We start from the raw sequence: 26,453 nt of genomic DNA, 5'->3' as shown, positions 1-26,453 counted from the left end.
AATGTTAAAGAGCGGTTTTCACTGCTCTTTTTTTTATTTTTACAGTATGAAACTTTATGTGATCAGCGGTCTGGGTGCAGATTTTAAAGTGCTTGAAAAACTGAAATTCCCCCAAAATCTTCAAGTTGTGTTTATCGATTGGCTGCTGCCGGAAAGAGGCGAAACTTTTCACCATTATGTAGAAAGAATGGCTGAAAAAATTGATGATTCAGAACCTTTTTATTTACTCGGCTATTCTTTTGGTGGAATTATGGTGCAGGAAATCGATAAAATTAAACCTGCTGAAAAGATCGTCATTTTAGGAAGTATAAAATCCGACCGCGAGAAATCACGCTTCATTAAAGTAGGCGAAATCACTAGAATTCCGAAATACCTGCCTGAAAATATCTTCACCGAGAAGTCGGCATTGGCATATTCTTTTATCAGAAAGTTTTTTGATCCTAAAAATCCGAAACTGATGGATTATTTCACGGTACGCGATCCGTATTACCTGAAATGGAGCATCGAGAAAATCGCTGAGTGGAAGTTTAAAGAAAACCCGAAAGTCATCCAGATCCTGGCAGATAAAGACATTGTTTTCCCTATCAAATATTCAAAACCTAATTATATCATTGAAAACGGAACACACTTGTTTCCCGCAACAAAACCCCGCGAAGTTTCTGAACTTTTGAGCAAGATTTTTGTCTGAGCTATTTTCTGAGTTTTAAATCTTCGTCTTTCAACATCATTTTCAGCACCAGCCAAAGTCCGATAACCGCAGCAGCGCAGAACAGAATCATTGCCAACGCTGGGTAACCCCAAATTACAAAAGTTGAGGGAATTCTCATCAGCAATGCCGCTCCGATGATAAGCGCCGCAATAATAAGTCCTATTGAAATCCTGTTGGCTACTTTCTGAAAACCGTCGGTAAGCCGCTGTTCATCGATCGCATCGATTTTGATTTCAAATTCGTTATTCGCAAGTCTTTCTGTAATAATATTAAGTCTTTCTGGAAGTTTTTCTGTCAGTTTTTTAGCTTCAAGTGCTTCTGAAAAGAAATTTTTTGGCTTTAACTCTTCCAGCATTTTTTTCTGCATCATTTTCTCCACATTCCTTTCAATCGCGCGCTGCAAATCGTAATCAGGCGTAAGAACAGCGACAATCTGATCCATATTCATCAGAATCTTGCCCAGAATATTAAGTTCCACAGGAAGTTTAATTGCTTTTTCCGCTGCGATTTTATTCATCTGGATGAGCAACCTTCCTGTCTGCATATCTTTCGCGGTTTTATGCTGAGAATCCAGTACAAGGCGGTTGATTTGTTTTCTGAAATCAGCCAAATCCGCATTTTTGTCGTATTCGCTCATTTTGAGAAGAACATTCGCTGTTTCTTCCCCATTGAATTTGCTGATGGCGATTAATAATTTCAGAATATTTTCACGCAGATCCGGACCGAATTTCGCGACCATTCCCAAATCCATGAGCGCAATTTTGTGATCTTTAGTAAGGTGAACATTCCCCGGATGTGGGTCTGCATGGGCAAATCCATCAATAATAATCTGTCTGAGATATGCGGCAACCAGTTCATCAACCAAGGGTTTGTAATTGGTTTCGATCCTCGAAACGGAAGAAATTGTTGTAATTTTCTGTCCGTCGATATAATCCATCGTCAGGATTTTCGAGGTAGAATATCCTTCTATCGGTTGTGGAACTACAATACGAGTATATTTCACCATATTCTTACCAAGGGCGACCAAATTTTCAGCCTCTTTTACATAATCCAGTTCCTGCAGGAGGATGTATCTAAGTTCATCTAAAATATCGTTTACTGCATATTTTTTTGCTGTTTTACTGTGTTTTACGGCAGCATCAGTCAGTTCTTTAAGGGTGTCGAGATCCTCAATAAAATTAGTGCGTACGCCCGGCCGCTGAATCTTCACCGCTACTTTTTTTCCGGAGCGCAATACAGCTAGATGAACCTGCCCGATAGACGCGCTGGCAAGCGGTTCTGTGTCGAAACTGTCGAATGCTTTGGAAATTCTTTGGCCAATTTCTTTTTCCACTATTTTTTGAACTTCGGAATATGGAATTACGTCTACATTATCCTGCAGTGATTCCAGCGCTTTTAAATAAGATTCCGGAATCAGGTCCGGCCTCGTAGAGAGTAGCTGGCCCAGTTTTACATAGGTTGGACCCATGTTTTTAAGATCTTCCGCGAGTTCCTGTGGATTATCGTAATCGTGTTCGGAATCATGGATATTTTCATTGTTCAATGCATTGCCTGCTGCCGCTTTAAAAACATCGCTGTTCCAGTATTTTAATATGAAAGAAATAAATTTTGTGTAATTACTGAATTTTTCAGGGAGTGTCGCCATAGTTTAATCTTTAAAAATATCTTTACAAAAACCATGCATAACCGGAAAAATCCCGCTAATCAGTTTATTTCTGTTCTGTCTGAAGCTTTTTCTGATTTTCCAGTTTTTTAAAATAACCTCTGAAAAAGATATTATGCTTCAGAGCTTCCAGATTCTGATTAAGGTTGTAGCTTGCTTTATTGATGTTGTTCATGGTAGAATCTATATTATTCACCAAAACTGTATCATTTGATAGATAATTGATGGCTCCTTTGCCATTTTTTGCATTATTGATTGTAGCGTTCAGGTTATCAACGGTCCGGTTGATGTTTACCGATGAATGATCAAGATTTACAATTACTTTTTTTATTTTGTTTGCAACAGCGCTGTCTTTCAGAATTCCTATCATATTTTCTTTTCTGTCGAGTCCGGAAATAATTTGGTTGAGTTGATTAATCGTGTAGGTAGTTCCTTTGCTTGAATATTTTAGATAGGCGATGCTCGCACGCAGGTCACCAAGGCTGTTTTTTAAATCATTTCCGGCGTTTTGGTCGTTCAGGAGCATTCCCAAAGTTCCATTCCCTGCATTAATTTTTTCTGATATTTCAAGAAAGTTTCTGGTAATCGCCTGGGCATTTTCGTTGGTTTTACTCAGTGTCTTCAATAAATCTTCAGCACTTGCCTTTTTCTCACTTTGGATTAAATCACCATCTTTTACTGACGGCATTTTTCCGGTTCCGGGAAGAATATTCACAACCATATTACCAACCAATCCATCGCTGCCGATACTTGCCTGTGCATCTTTTTTAATGAATCTGAACACTTCCGAGTCAATGTTCATTTCCACGCTGATCAATGTATCACTGATGATTTCAATTTTTTTCACGGAACCTGCATTAATCCCTGAAAACCGCACTGAATTCCCAGGTTGCAGACCGTTTACATTGTTGAAATTGGCTTTCAATATTTCTGTTTTGCCAAAAAGCTGCTGCTTGCTTCCGATATAGTAAACGGTAACCGTGAAAATAAGAAAGCCTATAAAGACAAATATGCCGAGTCTTAATTTTTGTGATGCTGATTTTTCCATCTTTTGAAATTATTTAAAAAACGCCTTTACCTTCGGATCATGCGAGGCAGAAAGTTCGTGAAAAGTTCCTTCAGCGTAATTTTTTCCATCGATCAATAAAATCATCCTGTTCGAAATTACCCTTGCACAATCTACATCATGCGTGATAATGATCGATGAAGTGTTATATTTTTCCTGAATGGATTTCATCAGGATAATGATTTCTTTCGCGGTAATCGGATCCAAACCCGTTGTCGGTTCATCATAAATAATAATTTTGGGCTGAAGAATTAATGTTCTGGCCAAAGCAATCCTGCGTTTCATTCCGCCGGAAAGTTCATTCGGCATTAAATCTACGGCATCCGCAAGGCCTACATTTTCCAATGCGTGCATCACGAGTGGAGTAGCATCAGTCAATTTACCGAACTTCTTAGTGTGCCTGCGCAAGGGGAATTCCAGATTTTCTCTTACTGACATGGAATCATATAAAGCGCTTCCCTGAAACAAAAAGCCGATTTCAGTACGAAGTTCGTCAAAATCTTCGCGGCTCAAGCGGTTGATCTCCTGACCCATAATTTCAATTGATCCACTGTCTGGAATTTCCAGACCGATCAGGCATTTAATCATTACCGATTTTCCGGACCCGGATTTTCCCATAATCACGAGGTTTTCACCTTCATTCAGTGTGAGATTAAAATCATCGAGCACGAGATTGTCACCAAATCTTTTTTTAAGATTCTGGATGTTAATTAATACTTTTATTGGCCCTTCAGTTCTCATTTTATGTTATAAAAATATTGGTGATCAGCACCGCAATAAAGTCGATAAGGAAAAGAAACATTGAAGAATAAACAACGGCCGAATTGGCTGCGATTCCCACACCTTCGGTTCCTTTCTGACAGAAATAACCTTTAAAACATCCCACAAGACCTATTGCAAAACCGAAGAAGAAACTTTTGAGGGTGGCGGGAATCAAGTCGGTGAATTCCAGGTGATTAAAAACCTGATTGAAATATAGGGTAAAGGATACCTCTCCTTTGGTGTTTTCAACCAAATAAGATCCCAGAATGGCAATAAAATCGCTGTAAATGACAAGAATCGGAAGCATCATAGTGGTCGCCAGAATTCGCGTGACTACAAGATATTTAAAAGGATTTGTGCCGGAAACTTCCATGGCATCAATCTGCTCTGTAACCCGCATGGACCCAATTTCGGCGCCTATACCTGATCCGATTTTCCCTGCACAGATCAGTCCGGTAATAATTGGGCCGATTTCGCGGATAATTGAAATACTCACCATCGCCGGAATCATTGATACAGCACCGAATTCCGCCAGAGTTGGCCGAGTCTGAAGTGTGAAGACCAAACCGATAATGAGTCCTGTTACCGTTACCAGAAACAGCGAACGGTTCCCGATATAAAAACACTGTTTCAGAAATTCCGGAAATTCGTACGGTTTCTTTAATACTTCCCTGAAAAACCGACCTGCAAAATAACTCAGTTCACCTATTTCTACAAGAAATGATTTTAAAGGTTTTAGTATGTGATTGAAAAGAAGCATGTCCGAAGGAAAAAAAAATGTTATTCAGACCGTAATTTACCTTATCGAATTTACTCATTATTTTATGAAAATCCGCTGAAATTCCACATGAATTATGTTGCTTAAGAGATTTTTGCTTCAGTATGTTTTTTTAGTGATTTTGGTAACCAATAAAAGGTTATTTTTGCAGTATTATGCAGTCAATAAGTGTTTTTGAAATCATTAAAGTCGGTATCGGTCCCTCAAGTTCTCATACCATGGGCCCATGGAATGCGGCAGAGAGTTTTTTAAATTTAATTCGCAGGACCCATCAGATTTCCGATGTTAAAGAAGTTTTTGTTGAGTTTTTTGGATCGCTGGCTAAAACCGGAATTGGCCACGGTACCGATATTGCCGGAATGCTGGGCCTTTCAGGAGAAAACTTTAAACTCATCGATACTCCCTTAATCGATTCCAAAATTGAAACCATTAAATCTTCCAGCCAGATTAATCTGGGCGGGGAAAAAGTAATTCCGTTTGTTTATGGACACAATTTAATTCTCAATAAACAGCGATCTCTGGATTTTCATCCCAACGGGATGATATTTAAAGCTGTTTTTGAAAATGGTGAAACCATTACTCAGGACTATTATTCTATTGGAGGCGGATTTATTGCAACTCAGGAAGAGAACTCGTACGAAAATCAGTGCATAAGAACCCTTTATCCCTGTCATAACGGTGATGATCTCATTAAAAATATTCAGAAACTTAATCTGGAAAAGATTTCAGATCTAATTTTCCTGAACGAAGAATCCTGGCGCCCCAAAGAAGAGACCGAGCAGGAAGCGCTCTACATTTGGCAGCAGATTAAAGAGTGTATCTATAAAGGTGTGACTAAAGATGGTATTTTGCCGGGGGGATTAAATGTGACGCGCCGCGCTGCGGGTTTAAACCGAAAACTTCTTGGCGAAAAAACCTACAGCAATATGGACGAATGGTTTAACCTTGTTGTGGATGCGGAAGAAACTTTTACCAATATCAACAAATGGGTTTCGTGCTTTGCTTTGGCGGTGAACGAAGAAAACGCAAGTTTCGGACGGATCATCACAGCACCAACTAATGGTGCAAGCGGCGTAATTCCGGCAGTTTTGATGTATTCGCAGGCTTTCACCGAACATCGTAATGATGAAGATATTATTCGTTTTCTTTTGGTTGCAGGTGAAATAGGGACATTATTCAAAAAAAATGCAACCATTTCCGCAGCAATGGGCGGTTGCCAGGCAGAAGTTGGCGTTTCGTCAGCAATGGCGGCGGCAGGACTCACGGAAATTATGGGGGGAAGTCCTGGACAAGTGCTTATGGCGGCAGAAATCGCTATGGAACACCACTTGGGTATGACGTGTGATCCGATTGCCGGACTGGTTCAGATTCCTTGTATTGAAAGAAATTCCATGGGGGCTATTAAGGCGATTACCGCTGCAAATATTGCGATAGAATCAGATCCTGCAAAAGCAAAGGTTTCACTTGATCAGGTCATTCAGTCGATGTGGGATACGGCTCAAAGCATGAGCGACAGGTTCAAAGAAACGTCTGAAGGTGGCTTGGCGATTGCGGTGAACGTGGCAGAGTGTTAATTTCAGATCAATTATTTATCTAAAATTCCACGGATTTTATTGGCGTTTCTAATGAGATCTTCCAGAAGTTCGTAATTTTCTTTTTCCAGCGCTGATTTGAATTTTCTAAGCTGGGAAATATGCTCATTCAGTACATCCAGCACGTTTTCTTTATTCTGTTTGAAGATCGGAACCCACATTTCCGGATGCGATTTTGCCAAACGAACCGTACTCGAAAAACCTGTACTGGCCAGCTGAAAAATGGTGTCTTCTTCACGTTCTTTCTCTAAAACCGTATTGGCGAGTGCATATGAAGTGATATGTGAGATATGCGAAATATAAGCTGTATGAAGATCATGATCGTCGGCATTCATATAGATTAAATGCATTTCGAGATTTTCAGCAACACTTTCCACCGTCTTCAGCGCATTTTCTGCGGAATGTTCGCTGTCACATATTACCGCAGCACGGCCGGAAAAGCTTTCCGACAAAGCATTTTGAGGTCCTGAATTTTCGGTTCCCCACATCGGGTGAAATGCTACAAAACGGTTTCTGTTCGGATGGTTTTTTACCGAATTTACAATGCCTGATTTCGTGGAACCTGCATCCATTACCGTTTGCTGTGGATTAATGAGATCCAAAACTTCGGGAAGAACTTTTCTTGCAGCGTCAACGGGAATTGCAACAATAACCAAATCTGAATTTTTTACTGCATACTCGAGTGAAGCAATCTCATCAATAATCCCCAGTTTTTTAGCTTCAAGAAGGTGGCTTTCATTTTGGTCCACGCCAAAAACATGAGAGACAAAACCTTTTGCTTTCAGTTTAAGGGCCATTGAGCCACCGATTAATCCGACACCGATAATGGAAATTTTCATCTTAAAAATGTAATTTAGAACTTAAAGTAATCTACCTGAGCTTCTTTAAGCTATGGAAAGTATTCTCCTCCTTACATTTTTCATAACTTATTTCGAACCTCGGATTCTTCTCCGGATAAACAAGCACGTAGGAAGGACATGGCTGTTTCTGTGCCTGACTTCTCTCGAAATCTACCTTGCTTTTTGTGATAATGCTGTCTTTCAGAAACTTTTCGTCAATATTATTTTCCTTCATGGAAGCCGCAAACGCAGGACTGTAAACCATTTCTTTGGAAAGAGTTTCGGCGATTACCCGCGAATTCGGCAAATAACCACTGCAGCTTGCACCTTTTTTGTTCAGAATAAAAAATACGAGTAATAATCCCGGGATAAGACCGATAAGGAAAAATTTTAATTTTCTCATTTAAAAAATTAGAAGATTGATGTCATGATAGGTTAAGTCGAAACGGTCGCAAATCAGTTTTTTGGTATGACGACCTTTGTACATATAAAGCGACTGTTTCATTTCATTTTTGCGGATCAGCATATTGTCGAAACCGCCTTCTTCATCATAATTCAGAAGATAACTCAAAAAGAAATTAGAAACGGCTTTGGTGGTAGTTCTCGGCATTTTCGATGTTAAATTCGGTAAACCGCAGTGTATCACACCATGTTTAATGATATAGGGATTTTCCATATCAGTAAGTTCAGATGTCTCGATCACTTTTCCGTTGTCGATGGTTACGTCGATAATTACGCTCCCTTTTTTCATTTTAGAAACCATTTCTTCTGTAACGATCGGGCAGAGGCTTATTTTTGAAAGTGCTCCGATTACTACGTCGGCTCTCTTTAAGCTTTTTGAAAGTTCCTTAGGATCGATGATTGAAGTTGGAACTCTACCGTCAACCATCATGTGAAGTCTTCGGAGTTTTGAAAGTGAATTATCGAAAACTTTTACACTTGCACCCAGTCCTAAAGCTGCTTTGGTAGCAAATTCACCTACGATTCCTGCGCCGAGGATTACTACTTCGGTCGGCCGAACTCCGGTAATCCCGCCCAGCATTAAACCGTTCGAAAGCGCAAGAAGTTCTGCAGCGTAAAGAATAGAAATATTACCTGCAATTTCACCAATAAGACGCACAAGTGAAAGCTGCTTGTATTCATCAACAATGAATTCGAATGCAATAGCGTTAATTTTCTTCTCGGCAAGTTTTTTAAAATATTCCTGATCCCGCAAATTAATCTGCAGTGCGGAAATTAAATAAGTGCAGGGCTTTAAAAACTCAATTTCCTCGGTAGTTGGCGGGTTAATCTTAAGAACGAGGTCCTGCTGAAAAGCTTCCTGAGCATTCTGGGTAATTTGTGCGCCGGCTTCGGAATATTGCAGATCTGTAAAGAAAGATCCTTCACCGGCACCGGATTCCACGACGATATGGTGGCCGTGTTCAACCAAAACCTGTACTGCATCGGGAGTTAGGCATGTTCTGCGCTCATTGAGACAGGTCTCTTTCGGTACTCCGATCGCAAACTGTTTTCCTTTTTTTATTACTTCCAGTTTTTCTTCCTGCGGCATTAATTCCTGCTCAGAAAAAGGAGTGAAAATATTTGTACTGCTCATTATTTATGATCTTGCTAATGCAAGGGGTAAGTTATTGATAGTCGATAAATAAAGCCACAAAGATACAATGATTTAATGATTATCAGAATTAAAATTTATCTGAAAACTACAGCCCTTTCTTCATCATTCACAGTTATTTTTATTTCGTGGTGAGGCAGATCTGCAAGTTCGTCTTCGTAAATTTCGGGCCATTCAATAATGCACAGCAAAGCGTTGTCCAGATATTCCTCAATTCCGATGTCATATACTTCAACAATGTTTTTCATGCGGTAGAGATCGAAATGGAAAATATTGCCTTTCGGTAAATGATATTCGTTCACAATCGCGTAGGTGGGCGAAGAAACTTCGTCGCTGCTGCCCATGTTTTTCAACAGGAATTTAGTGAAAGTAGTTTTGCCGGCGCCAAGATTTCCTTTTAAAAGAAGAATATTGTGGTGAAGCTGAGGCAGAATTTCCTCTACTACTTTTTGCCAGTCTTCAATTTTACTGATTTTGAATTCCATTATTTTTTTGATTCTATTTGTAGATTTCGATTTCAACCTGTCCGTTTTCGGTTACTGCGCCGCGGTACATGCCGGCTGTGTTGAAAGGCATGGCAATATTTCCGTCTCTATCCAGTGCGATCAAGCCTCCGTCGCCGCCTATTTTTTCAATTTCAGCGATAACTTCCCCCGACGCAGATTTTATATCTTTATTTTGATATTCCATTTTAGCTGCGAGAGTTCTGGCAGCGGTAGTACGGATGAAAAACTCACCCCAGCCGGTGGCTGATATTCCAACCTGAGCGTTGGCATAGGTGCCTGCGCCGATAATGGGTGCATCGCCGATTCTGCCGAATTTTTTATTGGTCATTCCACCAGTGGAAGTGCCTGCCGCGATATTACCGTCTTTATCTAAAGCAACCGCACCGACCGTTCCGAATTTCTGATCGACTTCGTAAGCTTCCGGAAAATGGTTTTGTGTAGTTTTTTTATTGTTTTCTTTTGCTTTCAGTTTCTGTAAACCATCCCAGCGGTCTTTGGTCCAGAAATAGTCGGGATTTACAATTTCTAAACCCTGTCCCTTAGCGAAAATTTCTGCGCCTTCACCGATCATCATTACATGCTCACTGTTCTGCATTACAGCAATCGCTGCTTTTATCGGGTTCTTAACCGTGTGAATAGCAGCAACTGCTCCGGCTGATTTATCTTTTCCAAACATGATAGCAGCATCGAGTTCATTTTTTCCGTCAGAAGTAAATACAGCGCCCTTGCCCGCGTTGAAGAGGGGAGAATCTTCCATAATAATTATCGCTGCAGCCACCGCGTCAACTGACGATTTCCCTTTCATGATTTCTGCATAGCCAGCTTTCAGCGCTTCGGTAAGTTTTGCGCGATACGCTTTCTCTTTTTCGGCGGTCATGTTTTCCCGGGTAATGGTTCCTGCGCCTCCATGAAGTACAAGGACGTATTTTTTTTGGGCTGAAAAGAATGTGTTAATAAAGATCAGCAGAACAATACAGAGTTTTTGCATGAATTAAAAATTTCATCAAAAATACTGAAAATTTGAAGTCACAGGTGAAGCGAGTGCCTAAAAGTTTGGAGGTATTTTAAGATTTCAACCAGTAATTTCCTATTTTTACCGAATGATTTCTAAAGCGACTATCGATAAAATATTTTCCACAATTCGGGTGGAAGAAATTATTGGCGAATACGTACAGCTGAAAAGAGCAGGATCCAATTTCAAAGGTCTGAGTCCTTTTCATGAAGAAAAGTCGCCCAGCTTTATCGTATCACCGAGTAAGCAAATCTGGAAAGATTTTTCCAGTGGAAAAGGGGGTACAGCGATTTCTTTCCTCATGGAAATTGAAAATTTTACTTATCCTGAAGCGCTTCGCCACGCTGCCAAAAAGTACGGAATCGAAATTGAAGAAGACCGCCGCGAGCTTTCCGAGGACGAAAAGCAGTCGCAAACGGATAAAGAGATTCTTTATAAAATTCATGAAATCGCGAATGATTTTTTCCAGCACCAGCTTTTTGAAACAGAAGAGGGAAAAACAGTGGGATATTCGTATTTCAAGGAGCGTGAACTTCGCGATGATATCATCAGGAAATTTCAGTTAGGTTATTCGCCGGAGCAGAAAGATACTTTTACAAGGTTTGCTCTAGATAAAGGCTATTCCAAAGAAATTTTAGAGAAATCCGGACTGTCTATTTTTCCGGAAAACACGCCGACAGGTGTAGACCGTTTCCGCGAACGGGTTATTTTCCCCATTCATAGTTTTTCCGGGAGAGTTTTAGGTTTTGGTGGCAGAATCCTTCGGAACAATATTAAAACCGCGAAATATCTCAATTCGCCGGAAACAGAGATTTACCATAAATCAAATGTTCTTTACGGTTTAAGCCAAGGCAAACAGGCGATTTCTAAAAATAATCTCTGCCTTCTTGTAGAAGGTTATATGGACGTAATCGCGCTTCATCAGGCAGGAATTGAAAATGTTGTTTCCAGTTCTGGAACTGCCTTGACCGTAGAACAAATCAAACTCATCAAGCGTCTTACGGAAAACGTAACGATTCTTTTTGACGGTGATTCTGCGGGAATTAAGGCGAGTTTCAGAAGTATCGACATGCTGCTTTCGGAAGCAATGAACATCCGTGTTTTGCTTTTTCCGGATGGTGATGACCCAGATTCGTTTTCGAGGAAACATCCGCAGGAATATGTGGAAAATTTCATTAAGAATGAAGCGAAAGATTTTATCGATTTCAAAGCTGAAATTTTACTGAAAGAAGCCGGAAATGATCCGATTAAAAAAGCAGAATCGATCCGTGATATTGTAAAATCTGTTGCTTTTGTGCAGAACGCGCTGAAGCAGGAAGTTTACCTAAAGGAAGTTTCTGCCAAATTCGGAATTTCGGAGCAGTCGCTTTTTAATGAACTTAACGTTCAGAAGCAGGTTCAGAAACAACATATTTCGCCGCAGCAAAGACAGGAAACTCCCGCGCCGGTAAAACTCGAAAAAGTTCCGGAAGCGGTTGAAAGCCTTGATCCTCTTTTAGAACTGGAAGAAAAACTGGTGAGCCATGTTCTTAATTTCGGCGATCATATTTTGAATAAGGTAAATTCCGAGAACCAGCCGTATCAGATTTCAGTTTTAGAAGAAATTTTAAACCATTTGGAGGAAGATGATTACGAAATACAGTCAAAAGTTAATAAGACGATTATTGAGGAATTAAAGAGCGGAATCGCAAATAATAAAATCATTAAGGGCGATTTTTTCTTAACTTTAATGGACCAAAATATCGTAATGAAGGTTTCGGACGCTATTCTGGAGCCGTATCAGTTAAGCAACTGGGAGAAAAGCAATATTTTCCCGCCAAAATTGGGAGATAAAATCGCTGCCCAGATTGAAGATGATATTTTGATTCATAAAGGTCATTTCATTGAGAAAATAATCTATCAGTACCGGAACCTTTTGAATGAACAGAGAAACGGCAGTGAGACTGAATATTATGAAACCATAAAGAAAATACAGACTTTAAAATCGCTTTTGGACCAAATTAACCAAACGCTGAACCGATTAGTGACAAAAGGGCATATTTTTTTTAGGGAACAGAAATTGTAATTTAGAAAAGCAGAAAATAAAAATAGTAATATGGACATAAAAAAAGATTTCAGGGATTTCTCTGTAAAACATTTAGGTAACAGCGGATTGGCAACAGACCAGTATATGAGCATATACGGACCAACGAATCTTACCCCTTATATTATGGAGGAGAGACGTTTGAACGTTGCTCAAATGGACGTTTTTTCGCGTTTGATGATGGACCGCATTATCTTTTTGGGAACAGGAATCGACGATCAGGTAGCCAATATCGTAACAGCGCAGCTTTTATTTTTAGAAAGTTCTGATGCTTCCAAAGATATCCAGATTTACATCAACTCTCCGGGTGGAAGTGTTTATGCAGGATTGGGAATTTATGATACGATGCAGATCATTAAGCCTGATGTTTCTACCATCTGTACCGGTATGGCGGCTTCTATGGGCGCAGTATTATTGGTAGCTGGTGAGAAAGGAAAGCGTTCGGCCCTGAAACACTCCAGAGTGATGATTCACCAGCCTTCAGGCGGTGCACAGGGTGTAGCTTCCGATATGGAAATTAATCTGAGAGAAATGCTGAAGCTTAAAAAAGAGCTTTACGATATTATCGCAAACCACTCCGGGCAAACCTACGAATGGGTTGAAAAAGCGTCAGACCGTGATTACTGGATGACTTCATCTGAAGCAAAAGAATACGGAATGGTAGATGAAGTTCTGGAAAGAAAATTAGATAAGTAAATTAAGGAATAAGGAATAAAAAAAGAACGCAATTTGCGTTCTTTTTTGTTTATCCAATTAAAATTTCATTTTAATCCCTACACCGTCACCGTTTGTAACCACAAAATATTCATTGGCCGGTTTTAAAATGAAAGCAGAATTATTTTTTATCTTTTTCATCTGAGAATTTCCTGAAATTTTCATCACCAATCCGGCACCCATTCCGGCCAATCCAATGATTAGCGGAATTGGGCTGCCTTGGGATTCAGCTTTTTGGTTTACTTCATTCACTGTTTGTCCTGAACCTGAAGATAAATTCAGAATACCACCAACCAGAAAACAGGCGCCGCCACCTACCAGAAATCCAGTTCCTAACTGGCTCAGTTTTTTGGCTTTAATATAATCTGTGTTATTAATGAAATTATTTTTCGCTAAAGAACTTTCTGAAGACTGTTTTAAGATCGTATGGGCAACTGCGGATTCAGCTTTTGGAGTTGCGGTTTCATTAACTGTTTCAGCATCATAAATCATACTTTTTATAGAACTGTCGTAAAGAAATTCCTCTTTTCCGGTTTCAGAATTAATGAAGGTTACCTTTCCTTTTTCATAAACCAGATGAGTATAATTTATATTTAAGTCTGTGGATGTCGTGATCGTTCCTTTTGATGAGTTTTTTGGGATTTTCACCTGCGAAAACAAAAGTCCTCCGATCAGAATTGAGGCGAGAGTAAGTACTTTTTTCATTTGGAAATTAAGCATTAAATCCTTCAATAATCTTCGCAAAATCTTCAATTTTCAAAGCTGCGCCACCAATCAAACCACCGTCTATATCGGGTTGTGAGAAAATTTCTTTCGCGTTATCAGGTTTCACAGAACCGCCATATAAAATTGAAATTTCGTCGGCAACTTCCTGTCCGTATTTTGCAGCGATTAAACTTCTGATATGCGCGTGGATTTCCTGAGCCTGATCCGGAGTCGCCGTTTCGCCGGTTCCGATGGCCCAAACGGGTTCGTAAGCGATAACAACTTTCTTAATTTCTTCAGCAGAAAGCGTAAACAACGCCACTTCTGTCTGGTTTTTTACCACTTCTAAATGTTGTCCGGATTTTCTTTGTTCTAAAGTTTCCCCGTTGCAATAGATTGGAGTTAAACCTTTATCCAAAGCCAGCTTTACTTTTCTGTTGCAGTGTGAATCGGTTTCACCGTGGTATTGTCTGCGTTCGGAATGACCGATAATTGCACCGGTTGCATCGATGGATTCCAGCATATCAGCAGAAATTTCTCCGGTATAAGCTCCGCTTTCATGTTCACTCATGTCCTGTGCGAAAACGCCGATTTCATCATGCTCATAAAGATCTTTAGCCATCATAAGATAAAGTGAAGGCGGCGCGATCCAGACTTCACAGTTGGTGGCGTTATTTTTTGTGTACTCGAGTAACTGAAACATGAGTTGTTGGGCCTCAATCACATTTTTGTTCATCTTCCAGTTTCCTGCAACGATATTTTTTCTCATAGTTTTTCTTTTAATTTTCACAAAAATCCGAAATATTCGGTGATAAAAAAAATAAAGCGGAATGATTACCGTCATTCCGCTTTAAAAATTTGCATTCAGTTATTTGGTGATTCCCTCTAATTTCAAAAGAAATGCATAGTCCCAGGCAACATCTTTCAGATAATCGAATCTTCCTGATGCCCCGCCATGACCGTAAGCCATTTCGGTTTTCAGCAATACTGCGTTTTTATCCGTTTTAAGGTCGCGGAGTTTTGCGGCCCATTTTGCCGGCTCAAAATACTGAACCTGAGAATCGTGTAATCCTGTAGTAATCAGAATATTCGGATAATTCTTCTTCTGGATATTTTCATAAGGAGAGTAAGATTTCATGTAAAAATATGCATCCTTATTGTTTGGATTTCCCCATTCATCGTATTCATTTGTAGTTAATGGAATGCTTTCGTCGAGCATGGTATTCACAACATCTACGAAAGGAACTTGTGCAATAACACCGTTCCAGAGCTCGGGTTTCATATTTACCACTGCACCCATCAGCAAACCACCTGCAGAACCGCCCTGTGCGTAAAGATGTTCCGGTGAAGTGTATTTTTCTTTCACTAAAAATTCTCCTGCATCAATAAAATCTGTGAAAGTATTGATTTTTTTCATCATCTTTCCGTCTTCATACCATTGTCGGCCCATTTCCTGTCCGCCGCGGATGTGTGCAATCGCAAAAGCAAAACCTCGGTCGAGCAAACTCAGTCTTGTAGAGCTGAAGGTAGCTTCCATCGAATTTCCGTAGGAACCGTAACCGTAAAGCAATAGCGGATTTTTTCCGTTTTTCTCAAAGTTTTTTTTGTAAACAATTGAAACCGGAATTTTCGTGCCGTCTTTGGCAGTGGCAAAAACCCGTTCTGTGGCGTACAGGTTTTTATCATATCCGCCCAAAACTTCCTGCTGTTTCAGCAATGTTCTTTTACCAGTTACCAGATTCTGTTCATATTGCGAACTGGGTGTAATCATCGAAGTATATGCAAAACGGAAATTATCGGTATTGTATTCCGGATTGTTCATGCTTCGGATCATGTAGGCGGGTTCATCGAACTTCAGAAATTCTTTTTTCTGTGTTTTTCTGTCCTGAATTACAAGTTGCGAAAGCCCGTTCTGTCTTTCAGAAAATACAAGGAAATTTTTAAATTCATCAATTCCCAACATCAGTACATCTTTTCGGTGCGGAACTAAATCTTTCCAGTTTTCAACACCCGTTTTATTGATGGGCGTTTCCATTACTTTGAAATTTAAAGCGTCTTTGTTGGTGGTAATCAGGAATTTATCTTCCAAAGGAGTAATGTCATACAGAACATCTTTCATCCGCGGCTGGAAAACTTTGAAACCTCCGTTAGGATTATCGGCCGGCAGATAGCGAACCTCTGAACTGGTAGTCGCTGAAGAATAAATCATGATGTATTTTTCGTTCTTCGATTTACCGACTCCAATATAGTTGGTGTTGTCTTTTTCTTCGTAAACCACCGCATCTTTTGATGGATCGGTTCCTAAAGTGTGTCTTTTAATTTTTTCAGATAAAAGCGTGACATCATTTTTGGCCGTATAAAAAATTGTTTTGTTGTCGGCAGCCCAAACTGCGTTGCCTTCGGTGTTTTTAATTCCTAAATCAGTAATTTTTGCGGTGTTTAAATCCTTTAAAAACAAACTGTACTGTCGGCGCGAAACATCATCAACCCCGAAGATTAATTTGGAGTTATCGGGCGAAATGCTGAAGCCGGTGGCGGCATAATAAGCTTTTCCTTCGGCCATTTGGTCTACATCGAGAAGAATTTCTTCCGGAGCGGAAAGGCTTCCTTTTTTGCGGCAATATTTGAAATACTGCTTGCCAGTTTCGGTGCGCGAATAGTAATAATAACCATTTTTGAAAACCGGAACACTTTCGTCTTTTTCCTTAATCCTTGCCTTCATTTCCTGATAAAGGTTGTCGCGCAGCTGTTTGGTATCCGCCATCATCGTTTCGAGGTAGGCATTTTCGGCGGTAAGATAGTTGACAACTTTGGTAGAATCTTTTCCTTTTTTGAAATAATCGATCATCCAGTAATACGGATCGTTCACTTTTTCACCGTGAATTTCTCGGATGTGATCCTGCTTTTCGGCAATGGGAGGCTTGGCATCGGGCCAGATTTGGGCATTCATCATACAAGTAATGGTAAGTAATGATGTGGTAATTGTTTTTTTCATGGCTATTTTCTCAGTTTTATGATCCTTAATTTATGACGGAAACCACATGTTTTTCAGCAACCTGTAGAAATGGTGCTCGCGCTCGGTAACTTCGTCGTCAGCTTTTATTAAAGACTTCGCGAAATGCAGAAAATCTTTTCTTTCTTTCTCTGTAGAATCATCAAAAAAGCATCGTGCATGAAACTCGAAATGGTCTTTCCACTGCTCGGGCTGCAGAACTGCAATCGCGTCAAGCTCGTTATCGAGATTCATTTTAAATGGAAATTCTTCAGCAAGATATTCCTGTATTTTAAGACCTTCTTCGGGTGCGAATTCACCGTCAACTGACGATAAAATCATTAATAGATGATAGCCTGCGATTGATTTATTTGATTTTTGCATTGTTAAAATATTGTATTTAAATTGAATTTTTATTTTTTAAGATAGTCTTTGGCCGGAGTTTTATCCACGATTTTGCCATTCTGTAAAATAAGCACAAAAGGATTACTGCGTGCGATTGTTTTAATCGCTGTGCCGTCCATTACTGCGTTTTTTATCGTTTTGAAAGTAGTAGGATTAGTAGATATTCCTAAAACTAAAGCATCTTTTTGTGTGTCAGCTTTCGCTTCAGTTTTCACAAGAATTTCCTGATCAGCTTCCTGTGGTTTATACGAGAAAATGAGAATTGCTTTTTTTGCCTGCAATATTTCCGGAGTTAAATCCAAACCATCTACAGATTCGGGTTTGAATTTTGAAATTTCGGATTTGTATCCCTGTTTAACTATTTTGGATGTGGTCTTTGATTCTTCAATTTTCCACGGAGAACCTTCAGCCCAGTATTTTTTATCAGCGACATATTCATCCTGATTCAGCTCAATTGTTTCGCCGGTTTTATCATTTTTAAGGCTGTAAAATGTTTTGTATTCTGATGGTTCTTTTTCAATATTTGTTTTTTCAGCATTCAAATCCGTACCAATCTTATAATCCCGGAAATCGATCAAAGGCTCCTGAAGAATCCCATGAAGTGTGATTAATCCCATCAACACAACAAAAAAAGACAACGCGATAAACCTTACCGGTTTTTTTGCCTCAAGCAACTGAAACTGATTTCTGTACATCAACCACAGCAAAAGCAATCCCAGAAGCAGAATTACATCTTTCACAAAACTTTCCCACGGTGTGAAAGTAATGGCATCGCCAAAGCAACCACAATCGGTAACTTTATTGAAATAGGCGGAGTAAAACGTGAGAAATCCGAAAAACACACAAAGAGCGATAAGTGCGGTCAGCGTAAATTTTAGACGTATTTTAAGTAAAAGCATAAACCCTAAAATAAGTTCCAGCGCTACGACAAAAACTGCAATCGGCAGTGCATGACTTTCGAAAAACGGCATGTTAAAAACTGAAGGCGAAAAATATTCCTCGAGTTTGAAGGAAAAACCAACAACATCCACCGCTTTCACAAACCCGGAAGCGATAAATATTAAAGCAACACTAATCCGTAAAATCTGTTTCATGTTAAATAATTTGCGGTTTAAATTGTAGTTTTTCTTCAGAAAATTTAATTAAACAGAAGACCGCATAATTCAGCATGTCGAAGTAATTCGCGTCAATTCCTTCAGAAACCAGTGTTTCGCCGGAGTTATCTTCTATCTGTTTGGTTCTCAATACTTTTTGGTAGATTAAATCGGTGATTGAAGAAATTCTCATTTCACGCCACGCTTCGCCGTAATCATGATTTTTTCTCATCATCAGTTCTTTGGCTTCGTTGGCAAATCGGTCGTAAAGTACGAGTATTTCAGCATTGTCCTGTTTAAAATCATCTGCAAAACCTTTTTCCAACTGAATCAAACCGATAATCGAATAATTCACGATTGCAATAAAATTTTCCTCCTCGGATTCACCAACTTTTGAAACGCCCGTCGTCTGAAAATTCCTTAAACTCTTTACTTTGATAAAAATCTGATCGGTTAAGGATGGCGTTCTCAATACGCGGAACGATGCTCCGTAATCGGTGAGTTTTTTGGTGAATAAATCGCGGCAAACGCTGATGACTTGGTCGAACTGTTTTGATGTTTTCTGCATAAAATTTCTAAACTTTTCAAAGATATGAATTTTGAGGAGAAGAGGGAAGATGAAGTTTTGAAGTTTCAGCCAACTATTTGTTAAATTTGCGGTTATGAAATCACCTGAATCTACCGAACAAAACGCTTACTTTTCAATGAACTGCCGGGGAAAACTCATTGATCTGACGTTCCCGAAAATCATGGGAATCCTCAATCTTACGCCCGATTCTTTTTCTGATGGCGGAAAATTCAATGAAGAAAAAGCAGCTTTGAAACAGGCTGAAAAAATGCTGAAAGAAGGCGCAGAAATCATTGACATCGGGCCGCAGTCTACCAGACCAAATGCACAGTTTCTGTCGGCTCCGGAAGAGATTTCAAGGATTGGAAACATGATTTCTCTGATTAAAAAAGAGTTTCCTGAAACCTTAATTTCCCTCGATACTTTTTATGCAGAAACCGTAAAATTCGGGTTTAATGAAGGTTTAGATATTATCAACGATATTTCCGGCGGAATGTTTGATGAGAAAATGGTCGAAACTGTGGCCAAAACCGGACTTCCTTACATTCTGATGCACGTAAATCCGACTTACGAAACCATGCATGAAAAAATAATTGAAGACGACATCATCTTAAACATCAATAAATATTTTTCAGAAAAAATATTGGGATTAAAGAAGTTTGGGGTGAAAGATATTATTCTGGATCCGGGTTTTGGATTCGGGAAAACAGTGGAGCAGCAGCACCAAATGATTGATGAACTGCAGCATATTGGTTTTGGAAAATTTCCAATGTTGGTCGGAATTTCCAGAAAATCTTTTATTTACAAACCTTTGGAAAAAAAGCCGCTGGAAATTAATGAAGAAACACAAAAGCTTCATCTGAAAATGCTTGAAAAAGGAGCGGGGATTCTTCGCGTTCACGATGTGGCTGAAGCTAAAAAAACGGTTGATGAGTATTTGAATCGCTAATTCAGATGTGAAAGTTTCTCGGCGTACTCTTTAGCAAACTGCTCACGGTCTTTGTTGAGCTGCTCAATGTTTACCGGCAGAATATAATTGAATAGAATTTTTTCTTCGTCATCTAAAAAAATGAGTTCCTTTTCTTCGCCATCGATCATCTGTGCGAAGATTTCCCACATGGCAGTGTCCTTCATTTTAAGCAGTTCGAAAAACTGTGATGCTTTGATCTGAATGATTTTCATGAATAAATCTGATTTTTTATTGCTGCAAAAATAGTGTTTTACAACGGTTCCTGCGTAAGCGATGGGAGAGGAAATCCTTTTTTGGTTGCGGCGGCGAAGCCGCCGCAACCAAAAAAGATTGTAACGGACGTAGCGACCCGGGCGGTAGGAAAAGCTGCGGCGAGGGTTACGCCCAAATTAAAAGCCAAGAAAATTCAACTTCAACTGAATGGCGAAATTTTCTTTGAAAGGTAAAGTCGAGTAGTGGCCAACTCTGTAAAAGAACCCGAGATTGAAGGGTGTTCCTAGGAAATTATTACTCTCTAATCCGATTTCCTGATAAAAATGATCGAGTTTCTGAAAGTCAAAACCGTGGTGTCCAGGATTTTTCATGTCGCCGGTGATTCCGCGGTAAACTACATCAAAGCTCGAGGTATTCTTTCCGAAAGTTTTGAAATACCAGGGAATCCTGTGGGTAAAGTAAAATCCGGCAAATTTATCATTGTAATATTTTCCGCCCTCCATGGTTGCAAAACCAAGAAAAGAGGTGAGATTAAAATTGAAACTGTCTTTTCCGCTGCCCAACCCGTTCATCGCAAAATGATGCCAGATCGGCGCGTCACCAGCGAGTAATCCTCCATAAACCCGAATTCCAGTAACACCTGCTTTTGTCTTGAAACTGTGCTGAGCGAGAACATCGAAACGGCTGTATTTGAAGTCGCCGCCAAAAGACTGAAATCCCTGTTCATAATTGATGTAAAACTCCGGGAAGCTTTGCTCGTAAGTGAATTTTCCTGAAGGAGTCATGATGTTTTTTGATTTCGGAGCGTATTTGAGGGTAATTTGCGAGGCAAAATTCTCAAATTTCTGTCCCAGATTCATAAAATTATAATCGAAAGTAGCTTCTTCGTGGTCTTTTTTGGCAGAAATATTCAGGGTCAAAGCATTGCTTAAATCATTTTCGAAAGCGAGTTTAAAGCCGTTGTAGCGGTAGAATCTGTCGTTTTTTAGATCAATTCCAGAGTTCATGATTTTCATTTTAAAATTCCAGAGATTTTCATTGAACCGTCCGGCTGCCATTACGTCGTTATAGTATTCCGCACGGAAGAACGAGTTTTTTTCAAGGGTAGTTTTCACATCGATTCCGGCGCCGTATTTCCAACCTTCATCCTTGAAACCGTAAGCTACATAAGCATCAGGAGAAATATATCTGTTGAATCTTTCATTCAGTTTTCCGGCAATGCCAACACGAATTCCTTCATATTTATTGTATTTTATGAGTTGAGCGGCATCAAAATCAACTTGTCCGATCCTGAGTTTTCCTTTAATCAGACCTGTAAATGCGTTTAATTTCTGATCGAGTTTATATTTTTTTCCAACACTGTCAATTTTTTCGTAGGTGATTTTTTCGCGTGCAGTTAATGAATCTGTGCGGAAAGTTTCCAGAGTTTTACCGTCGGAATTTTTTACAGCCATCGTGTAGCCTGCAAAATCTTTTTTATTTTCGTTGATATTCGTTGTGAAGTCGAAATAATCCGCTACCATGAATACATAATTTCCGAATTTCTGAGTGTTTTCCTGTGCGGAATCCTTCACTTTTTTATTATCGGCTTTAGTGTTGCCAAAAACGGTGGAGCCCATTTTGATTTTCAGGTTTTCTTTGCTCAGGAACCATTTGTTCTCAATCGGTTTCCAAATACTGGTAATTGTTCCTTCACTTTTTTTCTTGCTGTTGCTTTCAATTTTTTTCAGCCCAAATGTTTCTGTGTCAACATACAGGTAACCGTTAAATTTTCTCTTGTTTACAGGCTGTTTATAATCAACCTGCCGGAAACGGATCACGTAATTCTGGCGTCCTTCGATTTCAATCGTATCTGTTAAAAAGAAACGGTAAAGGGTGCGGTTTTCTTCGCGGATCTCTCTGGGAATGCGGTTTCTGTTAGAGCGCAGCGTCATCATTTCGTAAATCGGCTCTTTCAGTCCGGCGACGCGGTTATCGAGAATGTTTATTTTTTCGCCGTATTTTTTTGAATAAAGGAATTCTGAAGCTCTTTCCCAAAGAAAAAGTTTGCTTGAGGACATCAGTTTCATGACATTTACGCTTTCCAACGAATCTTTCTTTTTCTCTGCTGTCTGTACTTTTTCAGGAAGCTGTCTTAAAGAATCGAATCTTTTTTCGAGATAGGAATTGTAGTGTTTGATACTGTCTTCATCAATGTCTAATGATATTTTTTCGTAGGATTTAAAGGAATATGAATCAAGACTTTGAGGCGAATTCTTTTGGTAGCTGTCGTTTACTTTCTGCAGAATTTCCAATGCTAAAGGGTCGCTTTTGTCGTTGATGATCACACCTTCAATCGACTGAGTTTTCGGGTCTGTTTTTGACAGAGTTACTTCCATAACCTTATCCACAACTGCTTCTTCCTCATAATAGCCGGCAGCTGTTACATCTACCTGCTTACATTTTGTTCTGAATTCTAAATTGCCCTGGGCGTTGGTTTTTCCTACTGTTTTTTTGTTACAGGAAACTGATGCACTGGGAATAGGTGTTCCTTCTCCCGCTTTCAAAACAGTGATTTTTGACTGTGCAGTAATATTCAGAAAAATGAATGAAAAGAGGAGTAAAGAAAGTTTATTCATAAAAACAAAAGTATATATTTTTTTTAGACATTCCGCCACACAAATCCGATTGCTGTTATCAAAATTAATACCGGGACGGTTTATAAATAATTTGTAAATTAGTTAGATGAAAAAAATATTTACACTCGCTGTACTTCTGCAATCACTCACGTTTATTGCCCAGCAGAGAGCATTAACCGAAGACGGTAAAGAAGTGGTGCTTTTCGATAACGGCACCTGGAAGTTTGTAAATGAAAGCGATGCCAAAGCGCTGGAAACCATCATTACAAATAATAATTTATTTGAAAAATCCAGGAACGCAAGTTTTTTAATGAAAAGTAAAAAGCTGGATGTTGGCGTATATTTCGATCCCAAAAAATGGAAACTTGCGACCCAGAATATCAGTCCCCATGTAGAGTATTTCTTTACCGACCGTAGCAATACTGAAGGTTCATTCGGTTTTATGATGACCGAAAAAGTGCAGATTGCCACTTTGAAGAATTTGAAGGAACTCATCATCGAAAACGTCAGCAGGAACGTAGATTTTTTCCGGTTAAAAGAGTCTGAATATCGCACTGTTAACGGTATGAAAGTATTATTTATCCGTTACGCGGCAAATACAAAAGGTATGGATTTCGAATATGCAGGATATTATTACATCAACAGCGACGGCTATGCAGGTGTGGTAGGTTTTTCGTCTCAGAAAATGTTCGAAAGTAATTTTGATGCTATTCAGGAGCTGATTAACGGAATTTCACTTTCACCCAAGCAGGAATTGTCTGAAACTATAGAATATACGTCGCCGCCACCGCCGATGAAATCTAAATAGAACTTAAGAAATCCTGCTCCATTTGTTTTTTCCTTTATAGAGTTTCAGATAGTAATTCTTTAAACCTGCATTCTCAAGATTCTGCAGATGCGGATCCTGTTTTAAAAGATGTTCCACCGCAGTCTTTGAAGCTTTGATAATCTTTCCATCCGCCGTTAAATCAAGTTTTTTAAAGTCGATAACACCGCTCTGCTGCGTTCCCAGAATATCGCCCGGACCGCGCAGCTGCATATCAACTTCAGAAATTTTGAAACCGTCATTGGTTTCGGTCATCGTTTTAATTCGTGTGCGGCTTTCTGTTGAAAGTTTATCGGAGGTCATTAGAATACAGAAACTCTGTTCCGCACCTCGTCCGACTCTTCCACGCAACTGGTGGAGCTGCGAAAGTCCAAATCTTTCAGCACTTTCAATAATCATTACTGAAGCATTCGGGACATTTACGCCGACTTCAATCACTGTTGTTGCTACCATTATTTCAGCTTTTCCGGAAGCAAAATAACTCATCGCGGCTTCCTTTTCTGTAGGTTTCATCCGCCCGTGAAGCATCGTGACATTTTTTCCTTCGAAAAACTCAACAATATGATCGAAGTTCTCCATCAGATTTTTATAATCCAGCGTTTCAGATTCTTCAATTAAAGGATACACAAAATAAATCTGGCGGCCTTTTTCAATTTCATCTTTCGCGAAACGGAAGACCGAAAGTCTGTCTTTTTCCCTTCTGTGAGCGGTAATAATGGGTTTTCTGCCAACCGGCATTTCATCGATTACAGAAACATCCAGATCGCTGTAAAAACTCATCGCCAAAGTACGTGGAATCGGTGTGGCAGTCATGACCAGAATGTGGGGCGGAATTTTATTTTTTGCCCAGAGTCTGGCTCTTTGAGCAACCCCAAATCTGTGCTGTTCGTCGATGATTGCAAGACCGAGATTTTTGAACTGGACAATATCTTCCAAAACAGCGTGAGTGCCTACTAAAATTGACAGTTCGCCGCTAAGAAGTTCCGAATGAATGATTTTTCTTTCTGCAGTTTTTGTCGAACCGGTAAGGAGGCGGACTTTAATATGAGTATTGGCGAGCAACTCTTTAATTGAATTAAAATGTTGCTGTGCAAGAATTTCTGTAGGAGCCATCATACAGCTTTGGAACCCGTTGTCCATGGCGATGAGCATTGCAAGAAGCGCAACCATGGTTTTTCCTGATCCTACGTCGCCTTGCAGCAGACGGTTCATCTGAATCGGCTTCTTCATATCGGTGCGGATTTCTTTCAATACCCTTTTCTGGGCATTGGTCAACTCAAAAGGAAGGTTGTTTCCGTAAAAATTATTGAAGTTTTCACCGATTTTCGGGAATGGATTTCCGATAACAGAAGTCTTTTGGTGCTGTTTTTTTAATCCGTAACCAAGCTGAAAGAAGAAAGCTTCTTCAAACTTCAGTCTTCGGTTCGCGTGTTCGAAATGATGGAAATCTTTAGGAAAATGAATATGATAAAACGCTGGAATTCTACCTATTAATTTTAATGATTTCATTAAAGCATCAGGCATGTTTTCCTGCATTAATGAAGGTAAATTAAGCGTAATTTCCGCAAGTAAAATCTGGAAAAATCTGTTGTTGATACCTCTTTTCGCAAGTTTTTCGCTGCCGGGATAAATGGGCAGGAGCGACCCGGAGAGCGCCTTCTTTTCGTCCAATTCAATCTCCGGATGAGCCATTGAAAAAATTCCATTGAAAAGATTAATTTTACCAAAAATAAATATTTCTCTATTGAGCGGAATCTGTTCTTTCATCCATTTCGAATAACGGAACCACACGAGTTCCAAAGTTCCGGTTTGATCACGGAATTTGGCAGACATTCTTTTCTTTCCGTTTCCGTAACCAATTTCCTGTACATCGGTAATTCTTCCCTTCAGCTGGATTTCAGCATCCGGCTCTTCAGTTAACTCCCCAATTTTATGAATCTTGCTTTTATCAATATACCGAAGAGGATAGAAGGTGAGGAGATCTTCCACAGTAGCAATACCTAAAACATTTTTAATGAATTTGGCGCGTTCGGGACCGATTCCTTTTAAGAATTCTATGGAGGTTTCTATAGTCAGACTCAATTTTTTCACCAGATTTGCTGGTTAGTGAGCGAATTTCGGCAAAATAAAAAAGACTTCCAAAAAATTATTTGAAAGTCCCGGTTTCTTTGAATCTAAATCAGTTTTTGACGCTCGATTTAAATTTTTTCTGATAGTTTTCCCACTGTTCACGGGTATTTATCTTCTTGTAATCATCAGTAGCGATAAAAAGCATATAAGGTTCCAGTTCTTTGGCGGTGAGTGCTCCCTGAAGAATGGTGATTGGCATGCTTTGCTCATCCAGAAAAACGGTTGTAGGAACTGCATTTACATTCATGAATTTTGTAAATTCATGCATCGAATTCCTCTTTTTACCATCAACGAATCCCGGGTTTGCGAACGTTCGTCCGAAAAGGGTAATACTTTCTTTATTTTCTGCGTCAAATTTTACAGCATAATAATTGTCCTGAAGGTACTTTGCGATTACAGGATGGTTAAAAGTCTCCTTTTCCATTGTTTTACACGGTCCGCACCAGTCCGCGTAAAAATCGATAAGAATTTTTTTAGGTACGTTTTTCTGCGCTTCAATGGCGGCCTCAAGGGTCATCCATTTTACCTGTCCGAAGGCAGCGGTCATCAAAAGAGAGCAAAACAGAAAGGCGAACTTTTTCATCGGGGATTTG

25 protein-coding genes are annotated in these 26,453 nt (G+C 39.5%); 6 read left to right on the top strand and 19 right to left on the bottom strand.

The genetic code is table 11. The features are described 5' to 3' along the window. Positions 1–46: 46 nt before the first annotated feature. Positions 47–688 carry an alpha/beta hydrolase gene (locus tag KTV93_RS01560; RefSeq protein WP_218249579.1) on the top strand — a complete coding sequence of 214 codons (642 nt, stop codon included), beginning with the start codon at positions 47–49 and terminating at the stop codon, positions 686–688. Position 689: 1 nt separating this feature from the next. On the opposite strand, the gene KTV93_RS01555 is transcribed toward KTV93_RS01560, so the two are convergent. The 4 genes from KTV93_RS01555 to KTV93_RS01540 all read right to left on the bottom strand — a co-directional run bounded on the left by KTV93_RS01555 (position 690) and on the right by KTV93_RS01540 (position 4,960). Further along, positions 690–2,354 (bottom strand): ABC1 kinase family protein, encoded by a 1,665-nt coding sequence (locus KTV93_RS01555; RefSeq protein WP_218249578.1) that lies wholly within the window; start codon positions 2,352–2,354, stop codon positions 690–692. 64 nt (positions 2,355–2,418) lie between these two features. Continuing rightward, entirely contained in the window at positions 2,419–3,420 is a 1,002-nt protein-coding gene (locus KTV93_RS01550) for an MlaD family protein (RefSeq protein ID WP_218249577.1), read from the bottom strand. Between the two features lie 9 nt (positions 3,421–3,429). Beyond that, entirely contained in the window at positions 3,430–4,179 is a 750-nt protein-coding gene (locus tag KTV93_RS01545) for an ABC transporter ATP-binding protein (protein ID WP_218249576.1), read from the bottom strand. A 1-nt stretch (position 4,180) separates the two neighbouring features. Beyond that, on the bottom strand, positions 4,181–4,960 hold the full coding sequence (locus KTV93_RS01540) for an MlaE family ABC transporter permease (protein ID WP_218249575.1): 780 nt from the start codon (positions 4,958–4,960) through the stop codon (positions 4,181–4,183). A gap of 173 nt (positions 4,961–5,133) precedes the next feature. Here KTV93_RS01540 and KTV93_RS01535 point away from each other — a divergent pair, with 173 nt between their 5' ends. Further along, positions 5,134–6,552 (top strand): L-serine ammonia-lyase, encoded by a 1,419-nt coding sequence (locus tag KTV93_RS01535; protein ID WP_218249574.1) that lies wholly within the window; start codon positions 5,134–5,136, stop codon positions 6,550–6,552. A gap of 11 nt (positions 6,553–6,563) precedes the next feature. Here the strand turns inward: KTV93_RS01535 and KTV93_RS01530 are convergent, their stop codons facing one another. The 5 genes from KTV93_RS01530 to KTV93_RS01510 all read right to left on the bottom strand — a co-directional run bounded on the left by KTV93_RS01530 (position 6,564) and on the right by KTV93_RS01510 (position 10,518). Next, positions 6,564–7,409: a prephenate dehydrogenase gene (locus tag KTV93_RS01530; RefSeq protein WP_218249573.1), complete on the bottom strand. Its 846-nt coding sequence runs from the start codon at positions 7,407–7,409 to the stop codon at positions 6,564–6,566. A gap of 31 nt (positions 7,410–7,440) precedes the next feature. Continuing rightward, positions 7,441–7,812, bottom strand: coding sequence for a hypothetical protein (locus KTV93_RS01525; protein WP_218249572.1), 372 nt, complete (start codon positions 7,810–7,812; stop codon positions 7,441–7,443). Next, the gene (locus tag KTV93_RS01520) at positions 7,813–9,006 is read right to left on the bottom strand and encodes an alanine dehydrogenase (protein WP_218249571.1); all 1,194 of its coding nucleotides are present in this window, start codon (positions 9,004–9,006) and stop codon (positions 7,813–7,815) included. A gap of 95 nt (positions 9,007–9,101) precedes the next feature. Further along, entirely contained in the window at positions 9,102–9,509 is a 408-nt protein-coding gene (tsaE, locus tag KTV93_RS01515) for a tRNA (adenosine(37)-N6)-threonylcarbamoyltransferase complex ATPase subunit type 1 TsaE (RefSeq protein WP_218249570.1), read from the bottom strand. A 13-nt stretch (positions 9,510–9,522) separates the two neighbouring features. Next, positions 9,523–10,518 carry an isoaspartyl peptidase/L-asparaginase family protein gene (locus tag KTV93_RS01510; RefSeq protein WP_218249569.1) on the bottom strand — a complete coding sequence of 332 codons (996 nt, stop codon included), beginning with the start codon at positions 10,516–10,518 and terminating at the stop codon, positions 9,523–9,525. A gap of 112 nt (positions 10,519–10,630) precedes the next feature. Here KTV93_RS01510 and dnaG point away from each other — a divergent pair, with 112 nt between their 5' ends. Both dnaG and clpP read left to right on the top strand, forming a co-directional pair. Then, on the top strand, positions 10,631–12,607 hold the full coding sequence (gene dnaG / locus KTV93_RS01505) for a DNA primase (RefSeq protein WP_218249568.1): 1,977 nt from the start codon (positions 10,631–10,633) through the stop codon (positions 12,605–12,607). Between the two features lie 30 nt (positions 12,608–12,637). After that, complete coding sequence (clpP, locus tag KTV93_RS01500; protein ID WP_218249567.1) at positions 12,638–13,321, top strand: ATP-dependent Clp endopeptidase proteolytic subunit ClpP; 684 nt, start codon at positions 12,638–12,640, stop codon at positions 13,319–13,321. Between the two features lie 57 nt (positions 13,322–13,378). Here clpP and KTV93_RS01495 read toward each other — a convergent pair whose 3' ends face one another. From KTV93_RS01495 to KTV93_RS01470, 6 genes are all read right to left on the bottom strand, one after another. After that, on the bottom strand, positions 13,379–14,044 hold the full coding sequence (locus KTV93_RS01495) for a hypothetical protein (protein ID WP_218249566.1): 666 nt from the start codon (positions 14,042–14,044) through the stop codon (positions 13,379–13,381). A gap of 7 nt (positions 14,045–14,051) precedes the next feature. Continuing rightward, positions 14,052–14,813: a triose-phosphate isomerase gene (gene tpiA / locus KTV93_RS01490; RefSeq protein WP_218249565.1), complete on the bottom strand. Its 762-nt coding sequence runs from the start codon at positions 14,811–14,813 to the stop codon at positions 14,052–14,054. Between the two features lie 99 nt (positions 14,814–14,912). After that, positions 14,913–17,039: a S9 family peptidase gene (locus KTV93_RS01485; RefSeq protein WP_218249564.1), complete on the bottom strand. Its 2,127-nt coding sequence runs from the start codon at positions 17,037–17,039 to the stop codon at positions 14,913–14,915. A gap of 30 nt (positions 17,040–17,069) precedes the next feature. Beyond that, entirely contained in the window at positions 17,070–17,420 is a 351-nt protein-coding gene (locus KTV93_RS01480) for a tellurite resistance TerB family protein (protein WP_218249563.1), read from the bottom strand. A gap of 29 nt (positions 17,421–17,449) precedes the next feature. Further along, positions 17,450–18,535: a BT_3928 family protein gene (locus tag KTV93_RS01475; RefSeq protein WP_218249562.1), complete on the bottom strand. Its 1,086-nt coding sequence runs from the start codon at positions 18,533–18,535 to the stop codon at positions 17,450–17,452. 1 nt (position 18,536) lies between these two features. Further along, a complete protein-coding gene (locus tag KTV93_RS01470; RefSeq protein WP_218249561.1) occupies positions 18,537–19,103 on the bottom strand; it encodes a DUF1599 domain-containing protein in 567 nt (188 codons plus the stop codon). A 94-nt stretch (positions 19,104–19,197) separates the two neighbouring features. Between KTV93_RS01470 and folP the strand changes: the two genes are divergently transcribed. Beyond that, positions 19,198–20,052: a dihydropteroate synthase gene (gene folP / locus KTV93_RS01465; protein ID WP_230259175.1), complete on the top strand. Its 855-nt coding sequence runs from the start codon at positions 19,198–19,200 to the stop codon at positions 20,050–20,052. Here the strand turns inward: folP and KTV93_RS01460 are convergent. Both KTV93_RS01460 and KTV93_RS01455 read right to left on the bottom strand, forming a co-directional pair. Then, entirely contained in the window at positions 20,049–20,285 is a 237-nt protein-coding gene (locus tag KTV93_RS01460; RefSeq protein WP_218249560.1) for a hypothetical protein, read from the bottom strand. The genes folP and KTV93_RS01460 overlap by 4 nt on opposite strands. Before the next feature lie 177 nt (positions 20,286–20,462). Next, on the bottom strand, positions 20,463–22,904 hold the full coding sequence (locus KTV93_RS01455) for a DUF5686 family protein (protein WP_218249559.1): 2,442 nt from the start codon (positions 22,902–22,904) through the stop codon (positions 20,463–20,465). Positions 22,905–23,010: 106 nt separating this feature from the next. Here KTV93_RS01455 and KTV93_RS01450 point away from each other — a divergent pair, with 106 nt between their 5' ends. Continuing rightward, positions 23,011–23,712, top strand: a complete 702-nt coding sequence (locus KTV93_RS01450) for a hypothetical protein (protein ID WP_218249558.1) — start codon at positions 23,011–23,013, stop codon at positions 23,710–23,712. Positions 23,713–23,715: 3 nt separating this feature from the next. On the opposite strand, the gene recG is transcribed toward KTV93_RS01450, so the two are convergent. Together recG and KTV93_RS01440 are read right to left on the bottom strand one after the other, a co-directional pair. Then, a complete protein-coding gene (recG, locus tag KTV93_RS01445) occupies positions 23,716–25,806 on the bottom strand; it encodes an ATP-dependent DNA helicase RecG (RefSeq protein WP_218250468.1) in 2,091 nt (696 codons plus the stop codon). A gap of 103 nt (positions 25,807–25,909) precedes the next feature. Beyond that, a complete protein-coding gene (locus KTV93_RS01440) occupies positions 25,910–26,443 on the bottom strand; it encodes a thioredoxin family protein (RefSeq protein WP_218249557.1) in 534 nt (177 codons plus the stop codon). Between the last annotated feature and the right edge of the window lie 10 nt (positions 26,444–26,453).

It is taken from the genome of Kaistella faecalis (genome assembly GCF_019195395.1).
Taxonomy (GTDB): domain Bacteria; phylum Bacteroidota; class Bacteroidia; order Flavobacteriales; family Weeksellaceae; genus Kaistella; species Kaistella faecalis.
Note: the sequence above shows the minus strand (reverse complement) of the source record. Positions and strands in the feature narration are given on the sequence as shown.

What these genes read in the sequence shown, in the direction of transcription:
- KTV93_RS01560 (WP_218249579.1), top strand. Translation starts at nt 47, where the DNA reads ATGAAACTTTATGTGATCAGCGGTCTGGGTGCAGATTTTAAAGTGCTT.
- KTV93_RS01555 (WP_218249578.1), bottom strand. Translation starts at nt 2,354, where the DNA reads ATGGCGACACTCCCTGAAAAATTCAGTAATTACACAAAATTTATTTCT.
- KTV93_RS01550 (WP_218249577.1), bottom strand. Translation starts at nt 3,420, where the DNA reads ATGGAAAAATCAGCATCACAAAAATTAAGACTCGGCATATTTGTCTTT.
- KTV93_RS01545 (WP_218249576.1), bottom strand. Translation starts at nt 4,179, where the DNA reads ATGAGAACTGAAGGGCCAATAAAAGTATTAATTAACATCCAGAATCTT.
- KTV93_RS01540 (WP_218249575.1), bottom strand. Translation starts at nt 4,960, where the DNA reads ATGCTTCTTTTCAATCACATACTAAAACCTTTAAAATCATTTCTTGTA.
- KTV93_RS01535 (WP_218249574.1), top strand. Translation starts at nt 5,134, where the DNA reads ATGCAGTCAATAAGTGTTTTTGAAATCATTAAAGTCGGTATCGGTCCC.
- KTV93_RS01530 (WP_218249573.1), bottom strand. Translation starts at nt 7,409, where the DNA reads ATGAAAATTTCCATTATCGGTGTCGGATTAATCGGTGGCTCAATGGCC.
- KTV93_RS01525 (WP_218249572.1), bottom strand. Translation starts at nt 7,812, where the DNA reads ATGAGAAAATTAAAATTTTTCCTTATCGGTCTTATCCCGGGATTATTA.
- KTV93_RS01520 (WP_218249571.1), bottom strand. Translation starts at nt 9,006, where the DNA reads ATGAGCAGTACAAATATTTTCACTCCTTTTTCTGAGCAGGAATTAATG.
- tsaE (WP_218249570.1), bottom strand. Translation starts at nt 9,509, where the DNA reads ATGGAATTCAAAATCAGTAAAATTGAAGACTGGCAAAAAGTAGTAGAG.
- KTV93_RS01510 (WP_218249569.1), bottom strand. Translation starts at nt 10,518, where the DNA reads ATGCAAAAACTCTGTATTGTTCTGCTGATCTTTATTAACACATTCTTT.
- dnaG (WP_218249568.1), top strand. Translation starts at nt 10,631, where the DNA reads ATGATTTCTAAAGCGACTATCGATAAAATATTTTCCACAATTCGGGTG.
- clpP (WP_218249567.1), top strand. Translation starts at nt 12,638, where the DNA reads ATGGACATAAAAAAAGATTTCAGGGATTTCTCTGTAAAACATTTAGGT.
- KTV93_RS01495 (WP_218249566.1), bottom strand. Translation starts at nt 14,044, where the DNA reads ATGAAAAAAGTACTTACTCTCGCCTCAATTCTGATCGGAGGACTTTTG.
- tpiA (WP_218249565.1), bottom strand. Translation starts at nt 14,813, where the DNA reads ATGAGAAAAAATATCGTTGCAGGAAACTGGAAGATGAACAAAAATGTG.
- KTV93_RS01485 (WP_218249564.1), bottom strand. Translation starts at nt 17,039, where the DNA reads ATGAAAAAAACAATTACCACATCATTACTTACCATTACTTGTATGATG.
- KTV93_RS01480 (WP_218249563.1), bottom strand. Translation starts at nt 17,420, where the DNA reads ATGCAAAAATCAAATAAATCAATCGCAGGCTATCATCTATTAATGATT.
- KTV93_RS01475 (WP_218249562.1), bottom strand. Translation starts at nt 18,535, where the DNA reads ATGAAACAGATTTTACGGATTAGTGTTGCTTTAATATTTATCGCTTCC.
- KTV93_RS01470 (WP_218249561.1), bottom strand. Translation starts at nt 19,103, where the DNA reads ATGCAGAAAACATCAAAACAGTTCGACCAAGTCATCAGCGTTTGCCGC.
- folP (WP_230259175.1), top strand. Translation starts at nt 19,198, where the DNA reads ATGAAATCACCTGAATCTACCGAACAAAACGCTTACTTTTCAATGAAC.
- KTV93_RS01460 (WP_218249560.1), bottom strand. Translation starts at nt 20,285, where the DNA reads ATGAAAATCATTCAGATCAAAGCATCACAGTTTTTCGAACTGCTTAAA.
- KTV93_RS01455 (WP_218249559.1), bottom strand. Translation starts at nt 22,904, where the DNA reads ATGAATAAACTTTCTTTACTCCTCTTTTCATTCATTTTTCTGAATATT.
- KTV93_RS01450 (WP_218249558.1), top strand. Translation starts at nt 23,011, where the DNA reads ATGAAAAAAATATTTACACTCGCTGTACTTCTGCAATCACTCACGTTT.
- KTV93_RS01440 (WP_218249557.1), bottom strand. Translation starts at nt 26,443, where the DNA reads ATGAAAAAGTTCGCCTTTCTGTTTTGCTCTCTTTTGATGACCGCTGCC.